This is a genomic window from Pelomonas sp. SE-A7 (assembly GCF_030345705.1).
Classification (GTDB): domain Bacteria; phylum Pseudomonadota; class Gammaproteobacteria; order Burkholderiales; family Burkholderiaceae_C; genus JAUASW01.
On sequence record NZ_JAUASW010000001.1, the window covers coordinates 3,016,647 to 3,041,341 of the forward strand.

Below are 24,695 nucleotides of genomic sequence, written 5' to 3' on the forward strand. Positions count from 1 at the left end.
GCAGCAAGCTGGGCAAGCGGCGGAAGGATCGGGGCTTGTCTCTGCACAGGGTCTCCGGCCGGTCGGGCTTGTGCCGCGCATCATCGACGACGGTGATGACGCTTGTCCAAGCCGTCGTCGCCGCCTGCGGCCTCGACTTGCATCTGCAGGGCCGGGACATCGCTAGGATGGCCCCATGAAGCCCAAACCCGCCTTCTGCTTTGCACTGGCCCTGCTGGGCGCCATGGCCCAGGCCGCGCCGCCGCCCCGCTGCCTGGCCTATGCCCCGGCCGTGGTCAGCCTCGGCGGCAGGCTCGAAAAGCTGAAGGCGCCGCAGGGCGAAGCCCGTCTGGTCCTGGTGCTGCAACAGCCGATCTGCATGACCGTGCCCCGCGAGGAGAAGCAGGCGGGCGGACTCAAGCCACTCAAGCAGGTCGGCCGCGTGCTGGTCGAGACCGATGCCCGCCGCACGGCCCAGCTCGAGGCACGGGCCGGCCAGCGCATGGCCTTGCGCGGCCGGCTCAGCCCCGCACCGGCCGGCCCGGTACCGCTGCAGCTGTCGCTGGCCTTGCCGGGCTGACGACGATAGGTCAGGCGGCCTTGAAAGCCCTGCCGCGACCGCCAGATTCAGCTCCTCAAGACGACAACACAGGAGACGCGATGAAGAGCAAGAACGGCAAGCCCTCGGGCTTCAACATGCGGCCCTGGCTGGCCGCGGCGCTCGCCGCCCTGGCCCTGGGCGCCCAGGCGGCGCCGCCCGTGCCGCTGGCCATTGCCGGCGCGCAAGTGCAGAGCACGGCGACGACATGGAAGGCCGCCGGCGATGGCCAGTGGAGCCGTGCCGATGGCCCGGTGCGCCTGTCCCTGCAGCTGTGGTCCGAGAAGGCCAGGGGCGACGGCAGCGAGATGTCGTTCTTCCGCCTGGCCGAAGCGGGCAAGGAGGACGAACTGCGCGCCGACCCGCGGCCTCCGACCAGCCTGCATTTCAATACCTCGATGCAAGACGGCACGCCCTGCCTGCAGTACGACGCGCGCCGCGCCGGGCTGAGCGGTGCCGGCGAGCTGGAATGGCTGCTGGGCCTGGTTTGCCGCCACCCCACCGACCCCGGCCGCTGGATCCATGCCGAGCAGCGCATGCAGGCGCCGGCCAAGCACGATCTCTCGACCGCGTTTGACGAGGCGCGGACCCTGCTGCGCTCGCTCAGCTACCCGGCCACCCGCTGAGGCCGGGCGCTGCAGGGCCGCTCAGGCGCCCCGTGTCACCGGCATCCGGACCTTGTCGGCCGGCAGCTTCATGTGGCGCGCCAGCTCCAGCTTGGCCAGCGCATTGCGGTGGACTTCGTCGGGCCCGTCGGCCAGCCGCAAGGTGCGCTGATGGGCCCACATCATGGCCAGCGGCGTGTCGTCGCTGACGCCCATGCCGCCGAAGACCTGAATGGCCCAGTCGATCACCTTCAGCGCCATGTTGGGCGCGACGATCTTGATCATCGCGATCTCGGCCTTGGCGACCTTGTTGCCCACGGTGTCCATCATGTAGGCGGCCTTGAGCGTCAGCAGGCGCGCCTGCTCGATGCTGCAGCGCGCCTCGGCGATGCGCTCCTGGGTGACGGTCTGCTGGGCGATGGTCTTGCCGAAGGCGGTGCGGGCGATGGCGCGCTCGCACATCAGCTCCAGCGCCCGCTCGGCCGCGCCGATGGAACGCATGCAGTGGTGGATGCGGCCCGGGCCCAGGCGGCCTTGTGCGATCTCGAAGCCGCGACCCTCGCCCAGCAACAGGTTACCCACCGGCACCCGCACGTTCTTGAGCTCCACCTCCATGTGGCCATGCGGTGCGTCGTCATAGCCAAACACGCTTAGCGGGCGCAGCACGGTGATGCCGGGCGCATCGGACGGCACGACGATCATGGACTGCTGCTCGTGGCGGCCGGCCTCGGGATCGGTCTTGCCCATCACGATGTAGACCGCGCAACGCGGATCACCGGCGCCCGAGGACCACCACTTGCGGCCGTTGATCACGTACTCGTCGCCATCGCGCTCGATGCGGCATTCGATGTTGGTCGCGTCCGAGGAGGCCACGGCCGGCTCGGTCATCAGAAAGGCCGAGCGGATCTCGCCGCGCAACAGCGGCTCCAGCCAGCGGTCCTTGAGCGTCTCGCTGGCATAGCGCTCCAGCGTCTCCATGTTGCCGGTGTCCGGCGCCGAGCAATTGAAGACCTCGGGCGCCCAGGACACCCGACCCATGATCTCGCACAGCGGCGCGTACTCCAGGTTGGACAGGCCCTCGGGCGCCCGCTTGGACTGGGGCAGGAACAGATTCCACAGCCCGGCCGCCTTGGCCAGCGGCTTGAGCTCCTCGATCACCTTCGTCGGGATCCAGGCATTGCCGGCCGCCCGGTTGGCGGCGATCTCCTCGTGGAAGCGGCGCTCGTTCGGGTAAATGTGCTGGTCCATGAAGGCGAGCAGGCGTTCGCGCATCTGCTGCACCTTGGGGCTGTAGTCGAAGTTCATGCTCATGGCGCACTCCTGGCTTGGCGTGCGCCTAGTTTGGCGCAGCGCGCGCCGCCTGGCTGTCGCGCAGGCAGCAGGCTGGCTGTCGTCAAGCGGACAGCAGCTTTTCTTCCGCCAGGGCCAGCGCCTCGGTGACGCCCGAGATCACCAGGGTGTCGCCGGCCTGCAGCTTGAGCTCGTCTACCGCCTGCACCACGGCGCCGCCGGCCCGGCGGATCGAGACCACGGTCACGCCCACCGCATGCAGGGCCAGGTCGCCCAGGGCCTCGCCCGCATGGGGGCTGGCCTGGGGCAGGGTGACGGTGCGCAGCCGTGCCTGCTGGCGCTCCTCGATGCCGTCGTCGTCGGCGCCGTGGAAATAGCCGCGCAGCAAGCCGTAGCGCGCATCGCGGGCGTCGCGGGTCAGGCGGATCACGCGGCGCATGGGCACGCCCACCAGGGCCAGCGCATGGCTGGCCAGCATCAGCGAGCCCTCGATGGCCTCGGGCACGACCTCGGTCGCCCCGGCGGCGCGCAGCTTCTCCAGGTCGGAATCGTCGATGGTGCGGACCACCACCGGCACCTGCGGCGCATGGGCCTGCACCAGGTGCAGGATCTTCAGCGCCGAGGGCGTGTCGTGGTACGAGACCACCACGGCGCTGGCACGCGCCAGGCCGGCGGCCATCAGGCTCTGCACCTTGGCGGCATCCCCGAAGACCACGCTCTGGCCGGCCGCCGCGGCCTGGCGCACCCGGTCGGGGTCCAGGTCCAGGGCCATGTAGGGAATCTGCTCGGCCTCCAGCAGCGCCGCCAGGTTCTGGCCGCTGCGGCCGTAGCCGCAGATGATGACGTGGGCCTCGTTCTTGATCGACTTCTTGGCGATCGTGGTCAGCTGCACCGACTGCAGCATCCAGTCGCTGCTGGACAGCTTCATCACGATGCGGTTGCTGTACATGATGAGCAGCGGCGTCGCCAGCATAGAGAGCACCATGCTGGCCAGCACCGGGCTGACCCATTGCGGCGCGATCAGGCGGTGCTCGGAGCCCAGCGTCAGGAGCACGAAGCCGAACTCGCCGGCCTGGGCCAGGTAGAGGCCGGTGCGCAGCGCCGTGCCGGCGGGTGCCTTCATCAAGCGCGCCAGGGCGGCGATCAGGGCCGACTTGGCCAGGATGGGCAGCAGGGTCAGCAGCAGCACCAGCGGCCATTGGTTGATCACCGGCCGCCAGTCCAGCTTCATGCCTATAGTGATGAAGAACAGGCCCAGCAGCACATCGTGGAAGGGCCGGATGTCGGTCTCCACCTGGTGCTTGTATTCGGTCTCGGCGATCAGCATGCCGGCCACGAAGGCGCCCAGGGCCAGCGACAGGCCGGCATGCTCGGTCATCCAGGCCAGGCCCAGCGTCATCAGGAGCAGGTTGAGCATGAACAGCTCTTCGCTCTTGCGCCGGGCCACCAGGGTGAGCCACCAGCGCATGGCCTTCTGGCCGCCCCAGAACAGCACGCCCAGCAGGGCCACGGCCTTGACGCCGGCCCAGGCCAGCGACTGCAGCATCACCGTGCCTTCGCTGTTCAATGCCGGGATCAGGACCAGCAGCGGCACCACGGCCAGATCCTGGAACAGCAGCACGCTGATCACGCGCTTGCCATGCTGGCTCTCCAGCTCCAGCCGCTCGGCCATCAGCTTGACCACGATGGCGGTGGAGCTCATGGCCATGGCCGAACCGAGCACCAGGGCGCCCTGCCAGCCCAGCTCCCAGCGCACGCCCAGCAGGCCGAAGCCCCAGTCCAGCAGCTCGTTGCCGATCAGCGTACCGACGATGGTGATCACCACCTGGGCCAGACCCAGGCCGAACACCAGGGTCCGCATCGAACGAAGCTTGGGCAGGTTGAATTCCAGGCCGATGACGAACATCAGGAACACGACGCCAAACTCGGCCAGGTAGCGGACACCGGCCGTGTCCTTGGCGAAGGCCAATGCGTTCGGCCCAATCAGCACGCCCACCGCCAGGTAGCCCAGCATGGGCGGCAGCTTCAGCGACCGGCAGACGACCACGCCCAGCACGGCGGCAACGAGGTAGAGCAGGGCCAGTTCCAGCGAGGTCATGGGGCCCGATGGTAAGGGCTGAGCTTTTTCAGGCCGGCCCGCGGAGTAGGATGCGTCGCGGCCCGGAGCATGGGTCTCGGAGGAGAACAGACAAGATGCAGAGCAACAACAAGCGGCGCCTGCGCCGGATAGCGATAGCGGCCGGCGTGTTGGCCATCGGTGGTGTCAGCCTGTGGGCCTGGGGCAAGAGCCATCCGGCCGCGCCCCCGCCACCGCCCTACCGCACGGCGGCCATAGACCAGGGCCCGATCACCCAGGTGGTCAGCGCCAACGGCAACCTGCAGGCCATAGGCCTGGTGACCGTGGGCGCGGCCGTCAACGGCACGGTGGTGGAACGCCGCGCCGACTTCAACGACCGCGTCAAGAAGGGCCAGGTCTTGCTGCGCCTGGATGCCACGCCCTACGAGGCGCGGCTGCGCCAGGCGCGCGCCCAGCTGGCCTCGGCCGAGGCCCGCGTGGCCTTTGCCCAGGGCAGCCACGAGCGCAACGAGAAGCTGCTGGCCCAGGGCTTCATGGGCCCGGCCCAGCGCGACCAGAGCAAGCGCGAGCTGGACATGGCGGTTGCCGATGTCGCCGCCGCCCGCGGCCAGGTCGAGGCCGCCGAGACCGACGTCGCGCGCTGCGTCATCGTCTCGCCGGTCGACGGCGTCGTGATCAAGCGCAGCGTGGACGTGGGCCAGACCGTGGCCGCCAGCTTCCAGACGCCCGAGCTGTTCCAGATCGCCCGCGACCTGGGCCGCATGGAGGTCGGCGTCAACGTCAGCGAGGCCGACGTGGGCATGATCCGCGAAGGCCAGGCGGTGCGCTTCGTCGTCGATGCCTTTGCCGAGCGCGAGTTCGAAGGCCAGGTACGCCAGGTGCGACTGGGTTCGACCAACCAGTCGGGCATCGTCACCTACGCGGTGATCGTGGACGTGGACAACCACGAAAGCCTGCTCAAGCCCGGCATGACGGCGCAGGCCCGCATCGTCGTCGCCACCAAGCCGCAGGTGCTGCGCGTGCCGACGGCGGCCCTGCGCTTCCGCCCGGACGAGGACGCGCTGGCCGCCGCCAAGCCCGCCTCGGGCGCCTCAGCTGCCAAGCCGGTCGCACCGCCGGTCTCGAACGACGACGGCGTGCTCAGCCAGCTGCGCGGCGGCTCCCGCGTCCACAAGGTCTGGACCCTGGACGACAAGGGCAAGCCGGTGGCCAACGAAGTCACTGTGGGCTTGAGCAATACCCGCTTCACCGAGCTGGTGAGCGGAAAGCTCAAGGCGGGCGATGCAGTGGTCACGCGCTCGAAGAACGCGGGCAAGGACGACAGCAAGTGAACCCAGCCCCCCTGATTGAACTGCGGGGGCTCACCAAGAGCTACCGCAGCGGCGAGATCGTGACGCCGGTGCTGCACGGCATCGACCTGGACGTGGCCCGCGGCGACTACGTGGCCCTGATGGGCGCCAGCGGCTCGGGCAAGAGCACCTTGATGAACCTGATAGGCCTGCTGGACCGGCCCGACGGCGGCAGCCTGCGACTGGCCGGTGCCGAGGCGGCCGAGGCCGATGCCAACGAACAGGCCCGCATCCGCAACCGCGAGATCGGCTTCGTGTTCCAGAGCTTCAACCTGCTCAAGCGCATGAACGTGCTGGACAACGTGGCCCTGCCCCTGGTCTACGCCGGCAGCGCCCGCAGCCCGGCCCGCGAGCGCGCCGCCGAGATGCTGGACAAGGTCGGCCTGGGCGCGCTGGGCAAGCGCCTGCCCAACCAGCTGTCCGGCGGCCAGCAGCAGCGGGTGGCCATTGCCCGCGCGCTGGCCAACCGTGCGCCGCTGCTGCTGGCGGACGAGCCCACCGGCAACCTGGACACCCAGACCACTTCCGAGGTGCTGGACGTGTTCGAGCAGCTCAACCGCGACGACCAGCTGACCATCGTGCTGGTGACCCACGAGCCCGAAGTGGCCCACCGCGCCAAGCGCCTGGTGCGGCTGCGCGACGGCCGCATCGCCTATGACGGCAAGCCCGGCGGGGAGGTGCACTGAGATGGGCTTCTGGCAACTGACTCTTGAAGCGCTGCGCTCGCTGCGCGCCAACCGCCTGCGCTCGACCCTGGCCATGCTGGGCGTGATCATCGGCATCACCTCGGTGGTGCTGATGATGGCCACCGGCGACTGGATGCGCGCCTACATCGACAAGGAACTCTCGCGCCTGGGCCGCAACCAGCTGCTGGTGTTCCCGGCCGCGGCCACCGAAGGCGCGGTTCGCACCTCGGGCAAGCGGCCGGCGCTGACGCTGGGTGACGCGGAGGCGATTTCGCAGCTGCCCTCGGTGCGCGTGGCGGCGGCCGAGATCCGCGGCTTCGTCCAGGTGCATTTCGGCAGCGACAACGAGAACCTCTCGGTGCTGGGTGTCACGCCCGACATGCTGGCCCTCAAGGGCTGGCCGGTCGATCAGGGCGTCAGCTTCGACGACAACGACGTGCGCAGCGGCCGCCGCGTGATGCTGATAGGTGCCAAGCTGGCCAAGAAGTACTACGCCGACCGCGACCCCATAGGCCAGTCGGTTCGGCTGGACGGCCGGCCCTACACGGTGATCGGCGTGCTGGCCACCGAGGGCCAGGGCCTCAACGGCAATGACGAAGGCGAGCTGGTGCTGGTGCCCATCAGCGTGGCGCCCAGCCGCGAGCGGCTGCTGCCTGGTGTGGTGCATGCGCTGACGGTACAGGGCCGCGAGGGCTCGGCCATGGTCGACGTGGAGATGGACGTGGCCGAGCTGCTGCGCGACCGCCACCGCATCACCGGCGATCGCGAGGACGACTTCCGCACCATCGACCTGGCCGGCATCGCCAAGGCCGGCGCCGCCATTGCCAAGGGCCTGCAGCTGGGCATGGGCCTGATCGGCGCCATCGCCCTGATCGTCGGTGGCATAGGCATCATGAACATCATGCTGGTCAGCGTCAGCGAGCGGGTGCGCGAGATCGGCATCCGCATGGCCATAGGCGCCAAGCCGCGCGATGTGCTGGCCCAGTTCCTGGTGGAAGCGGTGGTGCTCTGCGTGTTGGGCGGCCTGGCCGGCCTGGCCCTGGCTTGGGGCGCCGGGGCGGCGGTCAGCAAGTTCGCCGGCTTCGACATGCCGCTGGCCGTGCGCCACATGGTCGTGGCCGTGGCCTTTGCCGGCAGCGTGGGCCTGTTCTTCGGCTACTACCCGGCTCGCCGGGCCAGCAAGCTGCTGCCCATCGAATGCCTGCGGCAGGACTGAGCTGGGACCGAGAGAAGTCCCTGCGGACTTGTCGACGCCCAGCGAAGGCCCGGCCGCCTGCCAGCGGACGGGCTGAGCCCGCACCGAGAGAAGTCCCTGCGGACTTCTCGACGCCCAGCAAAGGCCCGGCCGCCTGCCAGCGGACGGGCTGAGTGAGCATTTGTTTGCGCAAACCCGGCCCGAGTAGCACACTCGCCCGACCCTATGCACAAGGCGCATAGGCGCATGTGAACAAGGCTGGGCGCGCGTCTGGCGCCCGCAGGCCGGTTCGCGATACCGTTCGCGCCACCGAAAATTACGGAGCAGTACATGCCCAACCTGTCCTTTGTTTCGCCCACGCGCAACAGTCCCTGGGGTACCTACCTGTCCCAGATCGACGCCGTCGAGCCCTACCTGGGTTCGCTGGCACGCTGGGTCGAGACGCTGCGTCGGCCCAAGCGCGCCCTGATCGTCGACATCCCCATCGAGCTGGACAACGGCACCATCGCCCACTACGAAGGCTATCGCGTCCAGCACAGCCTGACCCGCGGCCCGGGCAAAGGCGGCGTGCGCTACCACCCGGACGTGACGCTGGAAGAGGTGATGGCCCTGTCGGCCTGGATGACGGTCAAGAACGCCGCAGTGAACCTGCCCTACGGCGGCGCCAAGGGCGGCATCCGCCTCGATCCCAAGACGCTGTCGCTGAAGGAACTGGAAAAAGTTACGCGCCGGTACACCAGCGAGATCGGCATCATCATCGGCCCGACCCAGGACATCCCGGCGCCTGACGTCAACACCAACGGCCAGATCATGGCCTGGATGATGGACACCTATTCGATGAACGTCGGCGCCACCGCCACCGGCGTCGTCACCGGCAAGCCGATCCCGCTGGGTGGCTCGCTGGGCCGCGTGCAGGCCACCGGCCGCGGCGTGTTCGTGATCGGCCGCGAAGCCATGCGCCGCCTGAACGTACCCATGGAAGGCGCCCGCATCGGCGTGCAGGGCTTCGGCAACGTGGGCTCGGTCGCGGCCAAGATGTTCGCCGCCAACGGCTCCAAGGTCGTGGTCGTGCAGGACCACAGCGGCACCATCCTGAACGAGAACGGCCTGGACATGGCCGATCTGCTGGACCACGTGGCCAAGAACGGCGGCGTGGCCGGCTTCAAGGGCGCTGACAAGATTGACAACGAGAACTTCTGGGACATCAAGACCGATGTGCTGATCCCGGCCGCGCTGGAAGGCCAGATCACCGCCGAGCGCGCCCAGCGCCTGCACACCCGCATCGTGCTGGAAGGCGCCAACGGCCCGACCACGCCGGACGGCGACGCCGTGCTGGCCGACCGCGGCATCATCGTCGTGCCCGACGTGATCGCCAACGCCGGCGGCGTGACCGTCTCGTACTTCGAATGGGTGCAGGACTTCTCGTCCTTCTTCTGGACCGAGGACGAGATCAATGTCCGCCTGGACAAGATCATGATCGGCGCCTTCAAGGGCATCTGGGAAACCAGCGAGCACCACAAGATCTCGCTGCGCACGGCGGCCTTCACCGTGGCCTGCACCCGAGTGCTGCAGGCGCGCGAGGAGCGCGGTCTGTATCCCTGATCGTCGGCCCAGCGCTGTTCGACAAGGCCCGCTGTGTGCGGGCCTTTTTCTTTCCCCCTCAAGCACGGGGTTCGCGCGCACATCGCCCAAAACCTAGAATCCGCCGCGCCCCAGATTGGGGGTGTCATGCACAAGACAGGCCGCTCAGGCTCGCAACGCATGCCGCGAGATTGATAGAAACAACAGAGGGAGCCGGCGGGAGCCGGCGCAAAGGGAGAAAACCGTGATCAAGAGAATGCGGGCCACACAAGGTGGCCTGGTGGCGGCGTGCGCGCTCGCCACGTTGAACTGCACGCCAGTGCTGGCACAAAGCGCTTCGGCACCAGCCCGGCCTCCAGTGCATGTCTTGTCAGGGGGCGTCAGCAAGATGGTGGCGGCCATCAACACGGACAGGTGCCCGATCATCGAAGAAACGGGGCAACCCGACTGCGTGGTCGAGATCGACGGCGGAGGGGGTGGCATCCGGGGTGGCGGTTCGGGACCCAGCGCGCAGGCACCGGCGCCGGGGCGTGGAGGCCCTACGGCCGGAGCAGGCGGTGGAAGCGCTGTGCCGCCTAAGGCGCCAGAGCCGCCCAAGAGCCCTGAAGAGAAGAAGAAGGATTGTGATCGGGCTGACGAAACCCGCAAGAAAGCAGCAGAGATCTGGGCGCAGGGATTGGTCACCGTGTGCACCAATCGGCCGATCACGTCCCAGTTGGCACAGGCCATTCGGGGCGTCTTCGCTGGCATGACAGTCTCTCTGCTAGGCGAACGCGAGCACCAAGCCTGTCTGAACCGGCAGTTCGATGTGATCGTCGCCAAGTTTGATGAGATCACGGTGGAATACAACCGTTGCATGAAACTGAACTAGGGGCAGCCATGCGTGCCGTTCGACGGAACCTATCAGTCGCAGCCGTGATCACCCTGGCTTGCTTGGTACTTGCCCGCTGCTTGCACGGTCCAGTGGGTCAGGTGGACACACCGGTGCCCCGGTCGCCACCGGTAGCCTCGGCCGATTCACCGGGCTCCGTGGAAGCCTCGCAGGAACCGCCTGTTGGCAATCGCCAGCAGGCGGCGCTGAACACTGCAAAGTCGTCGGCTCCATTTGAAGAAGCGGACAAGCCGTTTGTCGACCTTGGAACGATGGTGCACAGGGCCCTGGAGACTCGAGACGGCCCTTCGGCAATGCGCGCGGCCAACAGGGTGCGCGAATGCCAGTTCCTCGAGCTGCATCAGCGTTCTGCGCAGCGCGCCATGCTCGCGACTTCCGACCTGGCCTTGAGACAGCTCCATGCAGGCAAATTCACGGAGAGCATGGTCAAAGCCAACCAATGCCCGGCATTGGGGGGAGACTTGATGGGCCTGCAACGCAGGTTGCTCGCCATTGCCACACAAAAAGGCGAGATCGGTGCTGCCGCAGCCTTGCTTGCCATAGAGGGCTCCGGGAGTCCAGCCATGTTCGGCCAGATTGCCATGGATGCGCGGGCGGGTGACGTGGAATCCTTGGTTCAGCTCATTTCGCGTTCCACGCAAGCCACTGGGCAAGCGCGCGAACTACACCAGGCCCTGACCCAGGCCTTGTTGGCCGCACGCCAGGATCCGGAACTGGCGACGCTTGCCAAGGCATATCTCGATGTTGCAACCGGTTGGGCCGCAGCGCGGCAGTCCTCCGATGCGGACTCAGCCTCGGATTTGGCTCGCAGCATTGCTGCACGGCCGCCTGAAGCTGTCGCCAGGGAAGCCGAGCTGGTGCTCGGGAACATCAGGCGACGCCACGCCGGCCGGTGAGTGCTCGCTACGAGAAACTGCACGCCAGCGATGGCACAAGGCGCTTTGTCGCCAGACCGGCTGCGTGGTCGAGATCGACGGCGCAATCGCCGCTTGCAACAAGGACGCGATGCGAAAGGAGGAGGGGCAGATCTCTGATGCCTTCAAGGTATGCGTCAGACGTGCAGAAGGAGGCTGAAATGCCGATCGCAAAGTTGAATGGAAAGACTCGTGCACTAGGTGCCTGCCTGTTGCTTGCACTCGCAGGAGCCGCCCTCTACTTGCTGGCAGGACGATCACCCGTTGATCAGAACGCTTCCTCCCGACAGGCCTTGCTGCGTACGGATCAAAGGGCTGATTTTCCACGCCCGGTCAATGGTCAGCCCACTCAGGGCGAGGTGGCGGAGCAGCCGCTGCCTCAGCAAGGCGGCTCACCCCGCTTGGTCGAGTTGCCGTCAGAGTTCGACCTGGGTCGCTTCCCGCGTGGGCTCAGTGCGCATGTTGACGAGGCCCTCTCCAACCGGCGCGGGGTGCAAGCACTGGAACTGGCCCGAATCGTTCGGCGATGCGGCACCGTTGATGAACGCATGGACCGTGAGCAGGCCAGCATGGCGGCAGACCGTGATTTGGTGGCCAACCAGTACCGGTTGGCTTCCTATTCGGCCATGCAGCACTTTCAATCGCAATGCCAAACCCTCAACGGCCAGGGGGACCGACTGCGCGAATCGCTGTTGCGTGTTGCGTTTGCTGAAGGGGCTGAATCAAGCGCGGCTGAGCTTTTCGGTTCAATCGGTGTCACGGAGCACGATGTCGTCCAGTCCTTGGTGCGTGACGCTGCCAATGGCGACTTGAGTTCAATCGCTACGCTGACTTCTGTCTTGCGCCCTGAGAGTGCGGTGCCTGCAAAAGAGATCGACAAGGCTCGCTACGTGCTCCTGCAAGCAGCAGCACATCCCACGCTCGGTTCAATTGCTCGCCCTTACTTGGACTTGGCTCGCCGGGTTGGCTTCGGCGAATGGCCACTGATGCGGGACTTTCCGGAGCCACTCGAGCGTCGATACCAAGCCAGCGTTGTGGGCAAGACCGATGTCGTGAGCCTGGCGGCTGCCAATCTGGATGATGCGGCCAAAGGCGAGGCTACGGCGACCTTGCAGAAGCTGATCACGCGGGAAACCCGGCCCAAACAATGACGCCGTTGGTTCGGTACTGCGGTCGGCCCCATGCTGCTGTCCTTGCACTATGTCTCGGCACCGAGCGACTGGCCTATGGCAAGAGATCAAGAATCGCTGATGCTTAACTTTCAGCGTCGGCCTAGAACCTGCAGACCAAGCGCGCGTAGGCGCGGCGCAGCTTGAGGCAAGGCCCGCCATGTGCGGGCCTTTTTCATTAGCGGGCGGCCCGCCGCAGGAACAGCCAGCTGCTGACGGTCGTCACCGTCCAGCAAATCCACATCGTCCACAGCGTGTGGCTGGCGTAGTGGGCGCCGCGCACCATCTGGGCCCAGCCATAACAGGCGCCGCAGATCATCAGCAGCACCAGGAAGACCCGGGCCGCACGCGGATAGGCGCGGCGCAAGGCGAAGAAGCCGGCGAAGAAGCTGAAGGCCGAGCTGGCATGGCCAGAGGGGAAGCAGTGGCCCGGCCCGCCGTCGGCCACGCCGAAGCGCCAATGCGAGACGTACTGGGCCAGGCCGCCGAACTCGTTCAGGTCCCAGGGGCAGGACGTCAGGCTCTGGCGCTTCAAGAGCGGGATCAGGAGCAGGCACACCACGCTGGTGGCCAGCCACCAGAGGCGCTCGCGCCGGGTCATGGCCGGCAGCAGGCCGCGCCACAGATTGAGCACAAGCATGAACAGCAGCACCAGGCCGGCCAAAGCCCGGCCGCCTTCATGGAAGACGCCGCGGGTCAGCCAATGCTCGCGCAGCGGGAAGCCGGCGCTGCCGGCCCAGGGACGTATCACGGCCAGGTCCAGGCCCGCGAAATCCCAGGCGAGCAGGGCGGCGAGGCCCAGGCCGGCGACGATCCAGGCGGTCTTCAACGAGGGATTGGGAGCGGCTTCTTGCATGGCGGGCGCATCGTAGCGGCCCGCCCGGGCGCCGCGCCTGCGGCAAACCCGCGCCGGAGGCCGGCGGCTACACTGCCGGCCATGACTGTAGAAGCCGCCAAATTCGACGCCGACCGGGCCGTCGCGATGGCCCGCCAGGCCTTGCAAATCGAGGCCAAGGCCCTGACCGAACTGGGGCCGCGCCTGGGCGAGGACTTCGCCCGCGCCGCCGCCCTGGTGCTGGCCTGCAAGGGCCGCACCGTGGTGATGGGCATGGGCAAGAGCGGCCATGTGGGCCGCAAGATCGCGGCCACGCTGGCCTCCACCGGCACGCCGGCCCTGTTCGTCCACCCGGGTGAGGCCGCCCATGGCGACCTGGGCATGGTGACCACGCGGGACGTGGTGATGGCCCTGTCCAATTCCGGCGAGAGCGACGAACTCAATGCCATCCTGCCGGTGCTGCGCCGCCTGGGCGTGCCCATCATCGCCATGACCGGCCGGCGCGAATCCAGCCTGGCCAGCCATGCCGACGTGGTGCTGGACAGCGCCGTCGCCGAGGAGGCCTGCCCATTGAAGCTGGCGCCCACCGCCAGCACCACGGCCCAGATGGCGCTCGGTGATGCGCTGGCCGTAGCCCTGCTGGATGCCCGCGGCTTCAGGGAAGAAGACTTCGCCCGCTCCCATCCGGGCGGCGCCCTGGGCCGCAAGCTGCTGACCCATGTGCGCGACCTGATGCGCAGCGGCGACGAGCTGCCGCGCGTGGCGCCGGGTGCCGGCTTCACCGAGATGATGCGCGAGATGTCGGCCAAGGCGCTGGGCGCGGCCGTCATCGTCGATGCCGCAGACAAGGTGCTGGGCATCTTCACCGACGGCGACCTGCGCCGCCTGGTCGAGAGCGGCCGCGACCTGCGCTCGCTGTCGGCCGCCGACGTGATGAAGACCGGCCCGCGCACCATCCGCGCCGATGCGCTGGCGGTCGATGCCGCCGACCTGATGGAAGCCGCCCGCATCACCCTGGTGCTGGTGGCCGACGAGCAGCAGCAGTTGCAGGGCGCGATCAGCATCAACGACCTGATGCGAGCGAAAGTCATCTGATGCTGCAGCCGGCGCTCTCCTTTCCCACCGACCTGCTGGTCAAGGCCCAAGGCTCGGGCCTGGGCATCAAGGCCGCCATCTTCGACGTGGACGGCGTGCTGACCGATGGCCGCATCTACATCAGCGAGCAGGGCGAGGACTTCAAGGCCTTCTCGACGCTGGATGGCCACGGGCTCAAGCTGCTGGCCGAAGGTGGCATCACGCCCATCGTCATCACCGGCCGCGATTCGCCGGCCGTGCGCCGCCGCGTGGCCGACCTGGGCCTGAAACATGCGGTCTACGGCGCCAAGGACAAGCTGGCCGCCGCGCTGCCGCTGCTGCAGCAGCTGGGGCTGGAGTGGTCGCAGGTGGCTGCCATGGGCGACGACTGGCCCGACCTGCCCCTGATGACGCGCGCCGGCTTTGCCTGTGCGCCGGCCCAGGCCCATGTCGAGGTCAGGGCCGTGGCCCATCACATCACCATCGCCCCGGGCGGCCATGGCGCGGCACGCGAATGCTGCGACCTGCTGCTGATGGCCTGCGGCCGCTATGCCGAGCTGCTGAACAGCCATCTGCAGACCCTGGACGGGGGCACGGCCCGATGATGAGTCCGGCCGCCCGCCTGGCGCCGGCCGCCGGTCCGCGCCGGCCGGTCAGCAACAAGCCCTGGGTCTGGCGGGTCCAGGGCCTGCTGTCCACCTATCTGCCGGTGCTGCTGATGGTGTTCCTGGCCGCCGGCACCTCCTGGCTGGTCAAGAACTCGCCCCAGCCGGACGATGGCGGCACCGAGGCGCCGCTGCGCCACGAACCCGACTACCAGATGCAGGGCTTCGGCCTGCAGCGCTTCGACCCCACCGGCGGATTGCGGGTCGAGGTCGAAGGCCGCGAGATGCGCCACTACCCGGACACCGACACGGTCGAGGTCGACGGCGTCCGGCTGCGCTCCATAGGCCAGGACGGCAGCCTGGTGATCGCCACCGCGCAGCGGGCGGTCGGCAACGGCGACGGCAGCGAGATGCAGCTGATGGGCGACGTGCTGGTGCAGCGTTACCCCACCGATGGCCGCGGCGGCGCCCAGCCACGCGTGGGCCTGGAGATACGCGGTGAGTTCCTGCACGCCTTCCTGCACACCGAGCAGCTGCGCTCGCACCTGCCGGTACGGGTCAGCTACGGCCATACCGAGCTGCAGATGCAGGGCTTCGAGTTCGACAACCTCAAGGGCCGGCTGCTGTTCAAGGGCCGCAGCACGGCACGCTTCGAATCGTCCGCCGCCCGCCGCAGCAAGCCTTCTTCGTCCGCGCCATGAGCCAGCCGCAGCCCCTCGTCTACATCACTGGCGCCTCCAGCGGCATAGGCCAGGCCCTGGCCCTGCATTACTACCGCGCCGGCTGGCGCCTGGCCCTCGTGGCACGGCGCACGGCCGAGCTGCAGACCTGGGCCCGCGAGCAAGGTCTGGCCCCCGAGCGCTTCGCCATCTACGGCGCCGACGTGCGCGACATCGCCGAGATCACGGCCGCCGGCCGCAGCTGTGTCCTCACCCAGGGCCTGCCTGATGTGGTGATCGCCAATGCCGGTATCAGCATAGGCATGGACACGGCGGAGTTCGAGGACCTTGAGGTGATGCGCGCCCTCTACGAGACCAACAACCTGGGCCTGGCCGCCAGCTTCCAGCCCTTTGTCGCGGCGATGAATGCGCGCGGCTCGGGCCGCCTGGTCGGCATCGCCAGCGTGGCCGGCATCCGTGGCCTGCCCGGCCATGCCGGCTACTGCTCCAGCAAGGCCGCCGTCATCAGCTATTGCGAAAGCCTGCGCGGCGAATGCCGGCCGCATGGGGTACAGGTGGTGACCATCCTGCCGGGCTACATAGACACGCCGCTGACCCGCAAGAACCGCTACTCCATGCCCTTCCTGATGCAGCCGCAAGACTTCGCGTCCAAGGCCTATTCGGCCATCGCCGCCGGCAGCAGTTACAGCGTCATTCCCTGGCAGATGGGCGTGGTGGCCAAGCTGATGCGAATGCTGCCCAACTGGCTGTACGACAAGGTCCTGGCCGGCCGGCCGCGCAAGCGCCGCCAGGGCGAATGAGCCTTGCCGTCGGGCGGCGACAACGGCGCCGGCTCTGACCATTGGCAGGGGTCTAGGCCCTGCCTACACTGCGCCCCTCACTCATGCGTCCGTTCGAGGCGCAAGGAGGCCCAGATGATCAAGGTTCTGCATCCCTGCTGAGGATTCGCTCGCTCCGCTGAGCGGATCCACCCGCGCCGGCTCGCTCGCTGAATGGCAAGACCCCGGCAGCCCCGAACCCCTGCGATGCGGCCAGTCCTGGTCCGCATCGCCCTGGCTTCCTCCTGCTTCCATCCATGTTGAAGAAACCCCTTGCCACGGCCCTGCTGGCGGGCCTGAGCGGCTTTGCGCTGGCTGGCGAACACGCAGCAGCTTCGCTGCGAGCGCTGCGCCTGTCCGGCGCTGCCACCCTGCAGATCGACGGCCGGCTCGACGAGCCGCACTGGCGCCAGGCGCCGGTCTACGACAAGTTCAGCCAGTTCCTGCCCGAGGACAAAAGGGCCGCCCGCTGGCGCACCACCGTGCAAGTGATTGCCGACGAGCATGCGCTCACTTTTGCAATCCGCGCCTATGACCCGGAGCCGCAGCGGATCCGCGCGCCGCTGAGCAGGCGCGACCAGGTCGGCCTGGACCAGGACTTCGTCGCGGTCTACCTGGACCCGGTGGGCCAGCGCCGTGCGGCCCAGTTCGTCCGCATTGGCGCAGCCGGTTCCATCACCGACGGCGTGTTCAACGCCGCGGATGACAACGACGACACGGCGCCCGACTTCGACGTACAGGTCGCCGTCCAGCGCCTGGACGACGGCTACAGCCTCGAGCTGCGCTGGCCGCTGGCCGAGCTGCGTTTCCCCCACGCCGACGGCGCGCCTTGGCGGGTGATGGTGGTCCGCGGCATTCCGCGCGACGAGGCAGTGCTGGACGTCAGCTCGCCCCGGCTCAGCAAGGACGCGCTGAGCTTCATCGCCGAGATGCAGCTGCTGGAAGGGCTGGGCGACCTGGTCGAACAGGTGCGCGAGCGCAGCTTCATCAAGCTGCGGCCGGAACTGACGCTGCGGCGCGAGGCGGGCCGAAGCCAGTCCAGCCTGGGCGCCGAGCTCAAGTGGCGGCCGCGCGCCGACTGGGTGATCGATGCGACCCTGAACCCGGACTTCTCGCAGATCGAGTCGGACGAGCCTCAGCTCGCCGGCAATACCCGGTTCGCCCTGTTCCAGCCCGAGAAGCGGCCCTTCTTCCTGGAAAGCACCGACGTGCTGGGCCAGACCCAGCCGGACGACTCCGGCCTGGCCCAGGGCCTGGCCGCTTTCTACTCGCGCACCGTCAGCGATCCGGATTGGGGCCTGCGTGCCACCTGGCGCGGCGCGGCGGCCGAAGGCCTGGCCCTGAGCCTGCGCGATGCGGGCGGCGGCCGGGTGCTGAGGCCCTCGGCCTATGCCACGGCCGAGCATGCGCAGCCGGCGGGGAGCCAAGCCAGCTTCATCCGCGGCCGGGCCCAATGGGGCGCCGCCAATCTGGGCCTCTTGGGTTCATCGCGCGACTATGGCAATGGCGCCCGCAACCAGGTGCTGGGCGCCGACTTCGGCTGGGCCCTGGACGACTCCAACCAGTTGCGCGGCCATTGGCTGGCCTCGGACAACACGGTCAGCTTCGACACCCAGGACCGAATACAGACCAGCCCCATCGAGCGGGGCCACAAGCTCTGGCTGGCCTGGCGGCACCGCAGCGAGGCCTGGTCCAACGGCCTGCACCTGGAAGAGATCAGCCCGCGCTTCGTCAACGACAACGGCTTTGTGCCGCAGGCAGGCATCCGCCGGGCCCTCGTGATGCTGAACCGCCGCCTGGGGGCCGGCTCACTGGGTTCGCTGCCCGTGTTCGAGGCCGAGGCTCAGCTGAGGCTGGAACAGACAGAAACCCTGGCCGACGGCGCGCTGCAGCCCGGTGGCGAGCTGGTGCAGCGGCGGCTGGAGCCGGGCTTCTGGTTCTCGACCCTGCGCAACACCGGCCTCTGGGGCCACCTGGCCTTGGGCCAGCAGAGGTCCCGCACCGGCGGCCCGCTGCATTCGCCGCGCACGCTGAACCTGGGCCTGGAGTCCAACCCGGCGCCCTGGTTCACGCATCTGGCGCTGGAGCTGGAATGGGGCCGCCGCCTGGACGTGGAGGCGGACCGGCTCGGCAACGGCCTGGCCACCAACGTTCAGGCCAAGCTGCGCTTCGGTCTGCCGCGCGGCCTGTGGCTGGAGCTGGAGCAGCGACTGGGACAGAGCCAGGTCAGGAATCCGCAAGGGCAGCGGGCCTACGACGAGCGCAACGCCCAGCTGCTGGCCGTGCTGCACGTCGATGCCCGTGATTCGCTGCGCTGGATAGAGCAGCGCGGCCACAGCCGCCGCCAGGCCGAGGCCCTGCTGGCCGGCCAGGAATCGCATTCACGCAGCCAGTCGCTGGTGTTCCAGCGGCGCATGGGCCACGGCAAGCTGCTGGGCCTGGGCGCCAGCCTGGTGCGGCCCGAGACCGGTCAGCCGCTGCAGCGCCAGCTGTTCGCCAAGCTCAGCTGGGCCTGGGGCGGCTGAGGGAAGGAAGGCTCAGGCGAAGCCAGAAAGCACAAAGGCGCCCGAAGGCGCCTTTGCTGCTTGTGTCGGAAAGCTGGCTATCAGTAGCCGCCCGAACGGCCACCGCCGCCGTAGCCGCCACCGCCGGAGCGGCCGCCACCACCGTAGCCGCCACCGCCGCCACCGCCGTAGCCGCCGCCACCCGAACGGCCACCGCCGCCGTAGCCGCCACCACCGCCGCCGCCGCCGTAGCCGCCGCCGCCCGAACGGCCACCGCCGCCGAAGCCGCCGCCACCCGAACGACCGCCACCGAAACCACCCGGACGCTCTTCACGAGGACGGGCTTCGTTCACCACGACCGCGCGGCCTTCCAGGGCCTGACCGTTCATGCCGTTGATGGCGGCTTGCGCCTCGGCATCCGAACCCATTTCGACGAAGCCGAAGCCCTTCGAACGGCCGGTGTCGCGATCCATCATGACCTTGGCCGAGGTCACGGTGCCAAATTGACCGAACGCCTCTTGCAGCGATTCGTCACGCACGCTGTAGGCCAGATTGCCCACATAAAGCTTGTTTCCCATGGGGAAGCCCTTTCAATACCAAACAAAAACCATGCGGAGCTTCAACCCACGTGAACCATTCAAGCGAAGGTGCGGCGTCCAGACACAGATCACCGATTATGGGTGTTCGGTCCGGACGCCTACAGCGCCTGAAAAGTCAAGTGTTGTTTTTCGTGCCTAGCGTTAACCCGGCAAATCTGGCGTGACTGCGGGCAAGTCCCAGGCGGGCCCTGACTAAGATGCCCAGCCGTGACCCCGCCGACCCCCACTCCCCGCATCGCCAGCCTGGTGCCTTCGCTGACCGAATTGGCGGTCTCGCTGGGCCTGGCTCCCTGGCTGGTGGCCCGCACCGGCTTCTGCATCCATCCGGCCGAGACGGTGACCGCCATCCCCAAGGTCGGCGGCACCAAGGACGTCAATCTGGCCAAGCTGCGCAGCCTGGCCCCCAGCCATGTGCTGGTCAATGTGGACGAGAACCGGCTGGAAACAGTCACGGCGCTGCGCGAGTTCGTCCCCGAGATCATCGTCACGCATCCGAATTCGCCGGCCGACAACCTGGCCCTGCTGGACCAGCTGACCGGCCATTTCGGCCACCTGCCCGGCGTGCCGGACCGGTCGGCCGCGCTGAAAGTTGCGCTGACGGAAGAACTGGCGGCCTGCGCCGCGACCCGCTGGCCCGAACGCCGGGCCCTCTACCTGATCTGGCGCGAACCCTGGATGACCGTGGCCCGCGACACCTACATCGCCCGCATGCTGGACCAGGTCGGCTGGCAGACCTGGCCGCCGGTAGAAGGCGGTCCGCATGGCGCGGCCCGTTATCCGACGCTCGGCGGCAACGAACCCTGGTTGGACCAGGTCGAGGAGCTGCTGCTCAGTTCAGAGCCCTACCGCTTCGACGCCTCCCACCTGGCCGAGGCCCAGGCCCTGTGTCCGAATGCCCGGGTCCGCCTGGTCGATGGCGAGCTCCTGAGCTGGTACGGGCCGCGGGCGGCCCAGGGTCTCGCCTATCTGCGCGAGCTGGCCCGCACCTGACAATCCCGCTATGGACTTCAAGCCCCTCATCGCCCTCCTGGTCATCGTCAACCCGGTCGGCGTCGTGCCCTTCTTCATCCACTTCACTCAGAGCTTCACGCGCGAGCAGCGCCGCCGCACCATCGTCGTCAGCTCCTTCACCGCCTTCGTGGTGATCGCCCTCAGCGCCCTGTTCGGCATGAAGATCATCGAGTTCTTCGGCATCTCGCTGCCCAGCTTCCAGGTCGGCGGCGGCACCCTGCTCCTGATCAGCTCGCTGCAGATGCTGAATGCCCAGCCGGCCGAGGGCCGCAAGGAGGATGTGAGCGAGGGCGACCACAAGGTCGATGCTGGCGCCAGCATCGCGGTCGTGCCGCTGGCGATCCCGCTGCTGACCGGTCCGGCCACGATCTCGACCATGGTGATCTATTCCAAGCAGACCCAGCAGTGGTGGCAGCTGGGCGTTCTGGTGGGCTACGGCGTGGTCGTCGGCCTGGTGACCTTCGTGGTGTTCAGCGCGTCGGGCCGCATCGCCAAGGTGCTGGGCCAGACCGGCATCAACATCATGACCCGGCTGATGGGCCTGATCCTGGCCGCGCTGGCGGTGGAGCTGCTTTCGGACGGCTTGCTCAAGCTGTTCCCGGTGCTGGGCTCCCACGTAGGCAACTGACCGTGCCCCGGGTCCTGCTGCTGGAAGACGACCCGGCCATCGCCGACACCATCGTCTATGCGCTGGAACGCGAGGGCTTGCAGGTCGAGCACCGCGCCTGGCTGACCGAGGCCCGCGCAAGCCTGCGCTCGACGCCGCCCGACCTGGCCCTCCTGGACCTGGGCCTGCCCGATGGCAACGGCCTGGACCTGTGCCGCGAGCTGCGCGCCGCCGGCAGCCGGCTGCCGCTGATCATCGTCAGCGCCCGCGCCGAGGAATGGGACCGGGTGCTGGGCCTGGAGCTGGGTGCCGACGACTACCTGGCCAAGCCTTTCAGCCCGCGCGAGCTGGTGGCGCGGGTGCGCGCCCTTTTGCGCCGCGCCCAGGCGCCGTTGCCGCCGGCAAGCCCTTCGGCCGGATTCGAGATCGACGGCCTGTCGGTCAGCTTCCGCGGTCAGCCGCTGAGCCAGCTGACCCGCCGCGAGCTGGGCCTCTTGCGCCGGCTGCTCGAGGCACCGGGCCGCATCCACAGCCGCGAATCGCTGCTGGACGCTGTCTGGGGCCAGGAGGCCGAAAGCAGCGACCGCACGGTAGACACCCACATCAAGACGCTGCGCGCCAAGCTGCGCGAGCTGGCGCCGGAGCTGGACCCGATCCGCACTCACCGCGGCATGGGCTATTCCTTCGAACCCGAAAGCTAGGCCATGAAGCTCGGCCTGCGCCTGTTCTTCGCCTTCTTCCTGATCGCCGGGCTGACCTCGTTTTTCGTGCTGCGCGTGTTCCTGACCGAGGTGCGGCCCAGCGTGCGCGAGGTGATGGAAGACATCATGGTGGACACGGTCAACCTGCTGGCCGAGGCCGCGGCCGAAGAGCTGGCCGCCGGCCCCGAGGCGTTGCAGAACGGCCGCCTGGCGCGCCAGCTCAGCGACTACGCCAAGCGCACCGTCGATGCCCAGATCTGGGGCCTGCACAAGCAGAGCCTGGACTTCCGCGTCTACGTGACCGATGCCGAGGGCCAGGTCTTGCTCGACAGCGGGGCCGGCGCCTCCATCGGCGAGGACTATTCGCGCTGGCGCGACGTGGCCCTGGCCCTGCGCGGCGAATACGGCGCCCGCACCAGCCGCGACGTGCAGGGCGACGACCGCAGCAATGTGATGTACGTGGCCGCGCCGGTGCGCGAGCCCGGCACGCGGCGGCTGCTGGGCGTGGTCAGCGTGGCCAAGCCGCTGTCCACGGTGCAGCGCTTCATCGACCGGGCCGAACGCCGCATCCTGGTCGCCGGGCTGTCGCTGCTGCTGTTCTCCAGCGCCATAGGCGTGGCCGTGACCGGCTGGCTGGTGCTCAATGTGCGCCGGCTGCGCAACTACGCCCAGCAGGTCCAGGCCGGCGAACGCCTGGCCGTGCCGCGAGTGCCCGGCGAGCTGGGCGACCTGGCCCAGGCCATGGACGCGATGCGCAGCCGCCTGGAAGGCCGCGAGCACATCGAGCAGACGGTGCGCGCCTTGACCCACGAGCTCAAGAGCCCGCTGGCCGCGCTGCGCGGCGCCGGCGAGCTCCTGCAGGACGAGCTGCCCACGGCCGACCGCCAGCGCTTCGCAGCCCAGGTCGTGGCCCAGAGCGAGCGGCTCGATGCCCTGGTCGGCCGCATGCTGGAGCTGTCCAAGCTGGAGCTGCAGCAGCGGCCCGAGCATGTGCAGAACCTGCGCTTCGACCGGGTCATCGCCGAGGCCCTGGCCCTGCTGGCGGACCGCATCGAGCAGCAGCGCATCCGGGTGAGCTGGGACTCGCAGGAGGCGATCAGCCTGGAGGCGGATCCCGAGCTGCTGGCCCTGGCCTGCAGCAATCTCCTGAGCAATGCGCTGGACTTCGCGCCGGCCGGCTCCGAGCTGCAGCTGGACCTGCGGCGCGAGCAGGGCCTGGCCGTCTGGCGGCTGCGCGACCAGGGCCCCGGCGTGCCCGAGGCCGCCTGGCCGCAACTGGGGGAACGCTTCTTCTCGACCGCCCGGCCCGGCAGCGCCCGCAAGGGCACGGGCCTGGGCCTGGCCATCGTCCGCCAGGTCGCCCTGCTGCATGGCGGCCAGCTGAGCTTCGAGCCGGCCGAGCCCGGCCTGCGCGTGCTGCTGGCCCTGCCGGCGGCCTGACTTCACCCTGGCTTCACAAACTTCGTCGTCCGCTCACCGGCGGCGACCAGACTGCGCCCCCATGACAACCGAAGGAGGTAGTGCATGGGATCGAAGTCCTTGTTCTTCAAACTCGCCATCCTGGCCGCGGTCAGCCTGGTGCTGCTGGTGGTGCTGGCACGCATAGGCTGGCTGGTCGACGAGCGCCAGATGCGCCAGCGCGAGGCGGTGCTCAACGTCGAGCAGGCCCAGGCCGGCTCGCAGACCCTGCTGGGCCCGCTGCTGCACAGGCGCTGCGTGGAGGAATGGGAAACCGTCAGCGGCATTGGCAACCAGCGCACGGTCACGACCGACAAGCGCGAGTTCCGCCTGGCCTCCGCGCCGGCCCTGCTGCAAGTGGCAGGCAACCTCAACCAGGACGCGCGCTACCGCGGCCTGTTCAAGGTCAACGGCTATGCCGGGCGGCTGCAGTTCGACGCCCACTGGCACACGCTCGAAGGCCTGCAGCCGCGTGCCGAGCATGCCGGCTCGCGCCTCAGCTGCAGCGAGCCCGAGCTGATGCTGGCCAGCAGCGACGCGCGCGGCCTGCGGGCGGCCGAGCTCAAGCTGGACGGCCAGTCCTTCGTCGTCAAGCCCGGCACCCACCATCCCAAGTACGAGCGCGGCCTGCATGCCGACATGCCGGGCTTGATGGCGCGCCAGGTCACGAATGCCGCGCCCTTGAAGCTGCTCCTGCAGCTGGACCTGAGCGGCACTGAGCGCTTCGCCCTGGTGCCGGCCGCAGCCACCACGCGGCTGAGCCTGCGCTCGGACTGGCCCCATCCCAGCTTCGGCGGCCGCTTTCTTCCCGGCGCCCGCGACATAGGCGTGGACGGCTTCAGCGCCCAATGGTCGGTGTCGGAGCTGTCGAGCACGGCCGCGGCCGACGTGTTGCGCGAACGGCCGGTGCCGGGCATGAATGACAAGGCCGACAAGTCGGAGGCCATGGTGGACACGCTGGACGTGTCGCTGATCGACCCGGTGAATCCCTATGTGATGAGCGATCGCGCCATCAAGTACGGCGTGCTCTTCATCGCGCTGACCTTCGTCACCGTGGGCCTGGTCGAGCTGCTGTCGGGCCGGCGGGTCCACCCGGTGCAATACCTGCTGGTGGGCCTGGCGCTGAGCCTGTTCTTCCTGCTGCTGCTGAGCCTGTCCGAGCATCTGAGCTTCGGCCTGGCCTACGGCACCGCGGCCGGCGCCGCGGTGGCCCTGCTGACCCATTACGGCGCGGCCATGCTGGGCAGCTGGCAGCGCGGCCTGGGCTTCGGTGCGCTGATCGCCGTGCTCTACGGCACCTTGTTCGTGCTGCTGCGCCTGGAGCAGGCCGCCCTGGTGATCGGCTCGCTGCTGCTGTTCGCCCTGCTCGCCGCTGTCATGACGCTGACGCGCAAGCTGGACTGGTACAAGCTTGGCGCGGGCACAACGCCCACGCTCCCGACTCGGTAAAGCGCCTGTTGCCGCCGGC

At 68.5% G+C, this 24,695-nt stretch carries 23 protein-coding genes; 19 read left to right on the forward strand and 4 right to left on the reverse strand.

The window, feature by feature from the left end; translation table 11 throughout:
• Nucleotides 1-175: 175 nt before the first annotated feature.
• Nucleotides 176-559 carry a hypothetical protein gene (locus QT382_RS13655; protein ID WP_289254579.1) on the forward strand — a complete coding sequence of 128 codons (384 nt, stop codon included), beginning with the start codon at nucleotides 176-178 and terminating at the stop codon, nucleotides 557-559.
• An 80-nt stretch (nucleotides 560-639) separates the two neighbouring features.
• Entirely contained in the window at nucleotides 640-1,203 is a 564-nt protein-coding gene (locus QT382_RS13660) for a hypothetical protein (RefSeq protein WP_289254580.1), read from the forward strand.
• A gap of 21 nt (nucleotides 1,204-1,224) precedes the next feature.
• Here the strand turns inward: QT382_RS13660 and QT382_RS13665 are convergent, their stop codons facing one another.
• Both QT382_RS13665 and QT382_RS13670 read right to left on the reverse strand, forming a co-directional pair.
• Nucleotides 1,225-2,487 (reverse strand): acyl-CoA dehydrogenase family protein, encoded by a 1,263-nt coding sequence (locus QT382_RS13665; RefSeq protein WP_289254731.1) that lies wholly within the window; start codon nucleotides 2,485-2,487, stop codon nucleotides 1,225-1,227.
• 88 nt (nucleotides 2,488-2,575) lie between these two features.
• The gene (locus QT382_RS13670) at nucleotides 2,576-4,570 is read right to left on the reverse strand and encodes a monovalent cation:proton antiporter family protein (RefSeq protein ID WP_289254581.1); all 1,995 of its coding nucleotides are present in this window, start codon (nucleotides 4,568-4,570) and stop codon (nucleotides 2,576-2,578) included.
• A gap of 95 nt (nucleotides 4,571-4,665) precedes the next feature.
• Between QT382_RS13670 and QT382_RS13675 the strand changes: the two genes are divergently transcribed.
• The 7 genes from QT382_RS13675 to QT382_RS13705 all read left to right on the forward strand — a co-directional run bounded on the left by QT382_RS13675 (nucleotide 4,666) and on the right by QT382_RS13705 (nucleotide 12,317).
• Entirely contained in the window at nucleotides 4,666-5,880 is a 1,215-nt protein-coding gene (locus QT382_RS13675) for an efflux RND transporter periplasmic adaptor subunit (protein ID WP_289254582.1), read from the forward strand.
• Entirely contained in the window at nucleotides 5,877-6,584 is a 708-nt protein-coding gene (locus QT382_RS13680) for an ABC transporter ATP-binding protein (protein ID WP_289254583.1), read from the forward strand. The genes QT382_RS13675 and QT382_RS13680 overlap by 4 nt, the downstream gene beginning before the upstream one ends.
• A 1-nt stretch (nucleotide 6,585) precedes the next feature.
• Nucleotides 6,586-7,800 (forward strand): ABC transporter permease, encoded by a 1,215-nt coding sequence (locus tag QT382_RS13685; protein ID WP_289254584.1) that lies wholly within the window; start codon nucleotides 6,586-6,588, stop codon nucleotides 7,798-7,800.
• A gap of 309 nt (nucleotides 7,801-8,109) precedes the next feature.
• On the forward strand, nucleotides 8,110-9,381 hold the full coding sequence (locus QT382_RS13690) for a Glu/Leu/Phe/Val family dehydrogenase (RefSeq protein ID WP_289254585.1): 1,272 nt from the start codon (nucleotides 8,110-8,112) through the stop codon (nucleotides 9,379-9,381).
• 223 nt (nucleotides 9,382-9,604) lie between these two features.
• Nucleotides 9,605-10,231, forward strand: a complete 627-nt coding sequence (locus QT382_RS13695) for a hypothetical protein (RefSeq protein WP_289254586.1) — start codon at nucleotides 9,605-9,607, stop codon at nucleotides 10,229-10,231.
• 158 nt (nucleotides 10,232-10,389) lie between these two features.
• On the forward strand, nucleotides 10,390-11,148 hold the full coding sequence (locus QT382_RS13700; RefSeq protein ID WP_289254587.1) for a hypothetical protein: 759 nt from the start codon (nucleotides 10,390-10,392) through the stop codon (nucleotides 11,146-11,148).
• Nucleotides 11,149-11,327: 179 nt separating this feature from the next.
• On the forward strand, nucleotides 11,328-12,317 hold the full coding sequence (locus QT382_RS13705; RefSeq protein WP_289254588.1) for a hypothetical protein: 990 nt from the start codon (nucleotides 11,328-11,330) through the stop codon (nucleotides 12,315-12,317).
• A 196-nt stretch (nucleotides 12,318-12,513) separates the two neighbouring features.
• Here QT382_RS13705 and QT382_RS13710 read toward each other — a convergent pair whose 3' ends face one another.
• Nucleotides 12,514-13,191 (reverse strand): phosphatase PAP2 family protein, encoded by a 678-nt coding sequence (locus QT382_RS13710; RefSeq protein ID WP_289254589.1) that lies wholly within the window; start codon nucleotides 13,189-13,191, stop codon nucleotides 12,514-12,516.
• An 81-nt stretch (nucleotides 13,192-13,272) separates the two neighbouring features.
• Here QT382_RS13710 and QT382_RS13715 point away from each other — a divergent pair, with 81 nt between their 5' ends.
• The 5 genes from QT382_RS13715 (at nucleotide 13,273) to QT382_RS13735 (ending at nucleotide 18,872) form a co-directional block, all read left to right on the forward strand.
• Nucleotides 13,273-14,265 (forward strand): KpsF/GutQ family sugar-phosphate isomerase, encoded by a 993-nt coding sequence (locus tag QT382_RS13715; protein WP_289254590.1) that lies wholly within the window; start codon nucleotides 13,273-13,275, stop codon nucleotides 14,263-14,265.
• Nucleotides 14,265-14,849: a KdsC family phosphatase gene (locus QT382_RS13720; protein WP_289254591.1), complete on the forward strand. Its 585-nt coding sequence runs from the start codon at nucleotides 14,265-14,267 to the stop codon at nucleotides 14,847-14,849. The genes QT382_RS13715 and QT382_RS13720 overlap by 1 nt, the downstream gene beginning before the upstream one ends.
• Nucleotides 14,849-15,550, forward strand: a complete 702-nt coding sequence (lptC, locus tag QT382_RS13725) for an LPS export ABC transporter periplasmic protein LptC (protein WP_289254592.1) — start codon at nucleotides 14,849-14,851, stop codon at nucleotides 15,548-15,550. Before QT382_RS13720 ends, lptC begins: the two co-directional genes overlap by 1 nt.
• A complete protein-coding gene (locus QT382_RS13730) occupies nucleotides 15,547-16,329 on the forward strand; it encodes an SDR family oxidoreductase (RefSeq protein ID WP_289254593.1) in 783 nt (260 codons plus the stop codon). The genes lptC and QT382_RS13730 overlap by 4 nt, the downstream gene beginning before the upstream one ends.
• A 275-nt stretch (nucleotides 16,330-16,604) precedes the next feature.
• Nucleotides 16,605-18,872 (forward strand): carbohydrate binding family 9 domain-containing protein, encoded by a 2,268-nt coding sequence (locus tag QT382_RS13735; RefSeq protein WP_289254594.1) that lies wholly within the window; start codon nucleotides 16,605-16,607, stop codon nucleotides 18,870-18,872.
• Between the two features lie 80 nt (nucleotides 18,873-18,952).
• Here QT382_RS13735 and rbp read toward each other — a convergent pair whose 3' ends face one another.
• Complete coding sequence (rbp, locus tag QT382_RS13740; protein ID WP_289254595.1) at nucleotides 18,953-19,429, reverse strand: RNA-binding regulator; 477 nt, start codon at nucleotides 19,427-19,429, stop codon at nucleotides 18,953-18,955.
• 228 nt (nucleotides 19,430-19,657) lie between these two features.
• On the opposite strand from rbp, the gene QT382_RS13745 reads away from it, so the two are divergent.
• The 5 genes from QT382_RS13745 to creD all read left to right on the forward strand — a co-directional run bounded on the left by QT382_RS13745 (nucleotide 19,658) and on the right by creD (nucleotide 24,676).
• Nucleotides 19,658-20,440, forward strand: a complete 783-nt coding sequence (locus QT382_RS13745) for a helical backbone metal receptor (RefSeq protein ID WP_289254596.1) — start codon at nucleotides 19,658-19,660, stop codon at nucleotides 20,438-20,440.
• A 10-nt stretch (nucleotides 20,441-20,450) separates the two neighbouring features.
• Entirely contained in the window at nucleotides 20,451-21,089 is a 639-nt protein-coding gene (locus tag QT382_RS13750) for a MarC family protein (RefSeq protein ID WP_289254597.1), read from the forward strand.
• Nucleotides 21,086-21,769, forward strand: coding sequence for a two-component system response regulator CreB (gene creB / locus QT382_RS13755; protein ID WP_289254732.1), 684 nt, complete (start codon nucleotides 21,086-21,088; stop codon nucleotides 21,767-21,769). Before QT382_RS13750 ends, creB begins: the two co-directional genes overlap by 4 nt.
• A 3-nt stretch (nucleotides 21,770-21,772) precedes the next feature.
• Nucleotides 21,773-23,209, forward strand: a complete 1,437-nt coding sequence (gene creC, locus QT382_RS13760; RefSeq protein WP_289254598.1) for a two-component system sensor histidine kinase CreC — start codon at nucleotides 21,773-21,775, stop codon at nucleotides 23,207-23,209.
• 84 nt (nucleotides 23,210-23,293) lie between these two features.
• Entirely contained in the window at nucleotides 23,294-24,676 is a 1,383-nt protein-coding gene (creD, locus tag QT382_RS13765; protein WP_289254599.1) for a cell envelope integrity protein CreD, read from the forward strand.
• The last annotated feature ends 19 nt before the right edge of the window (nucleotides 24,677-24,695 follow it).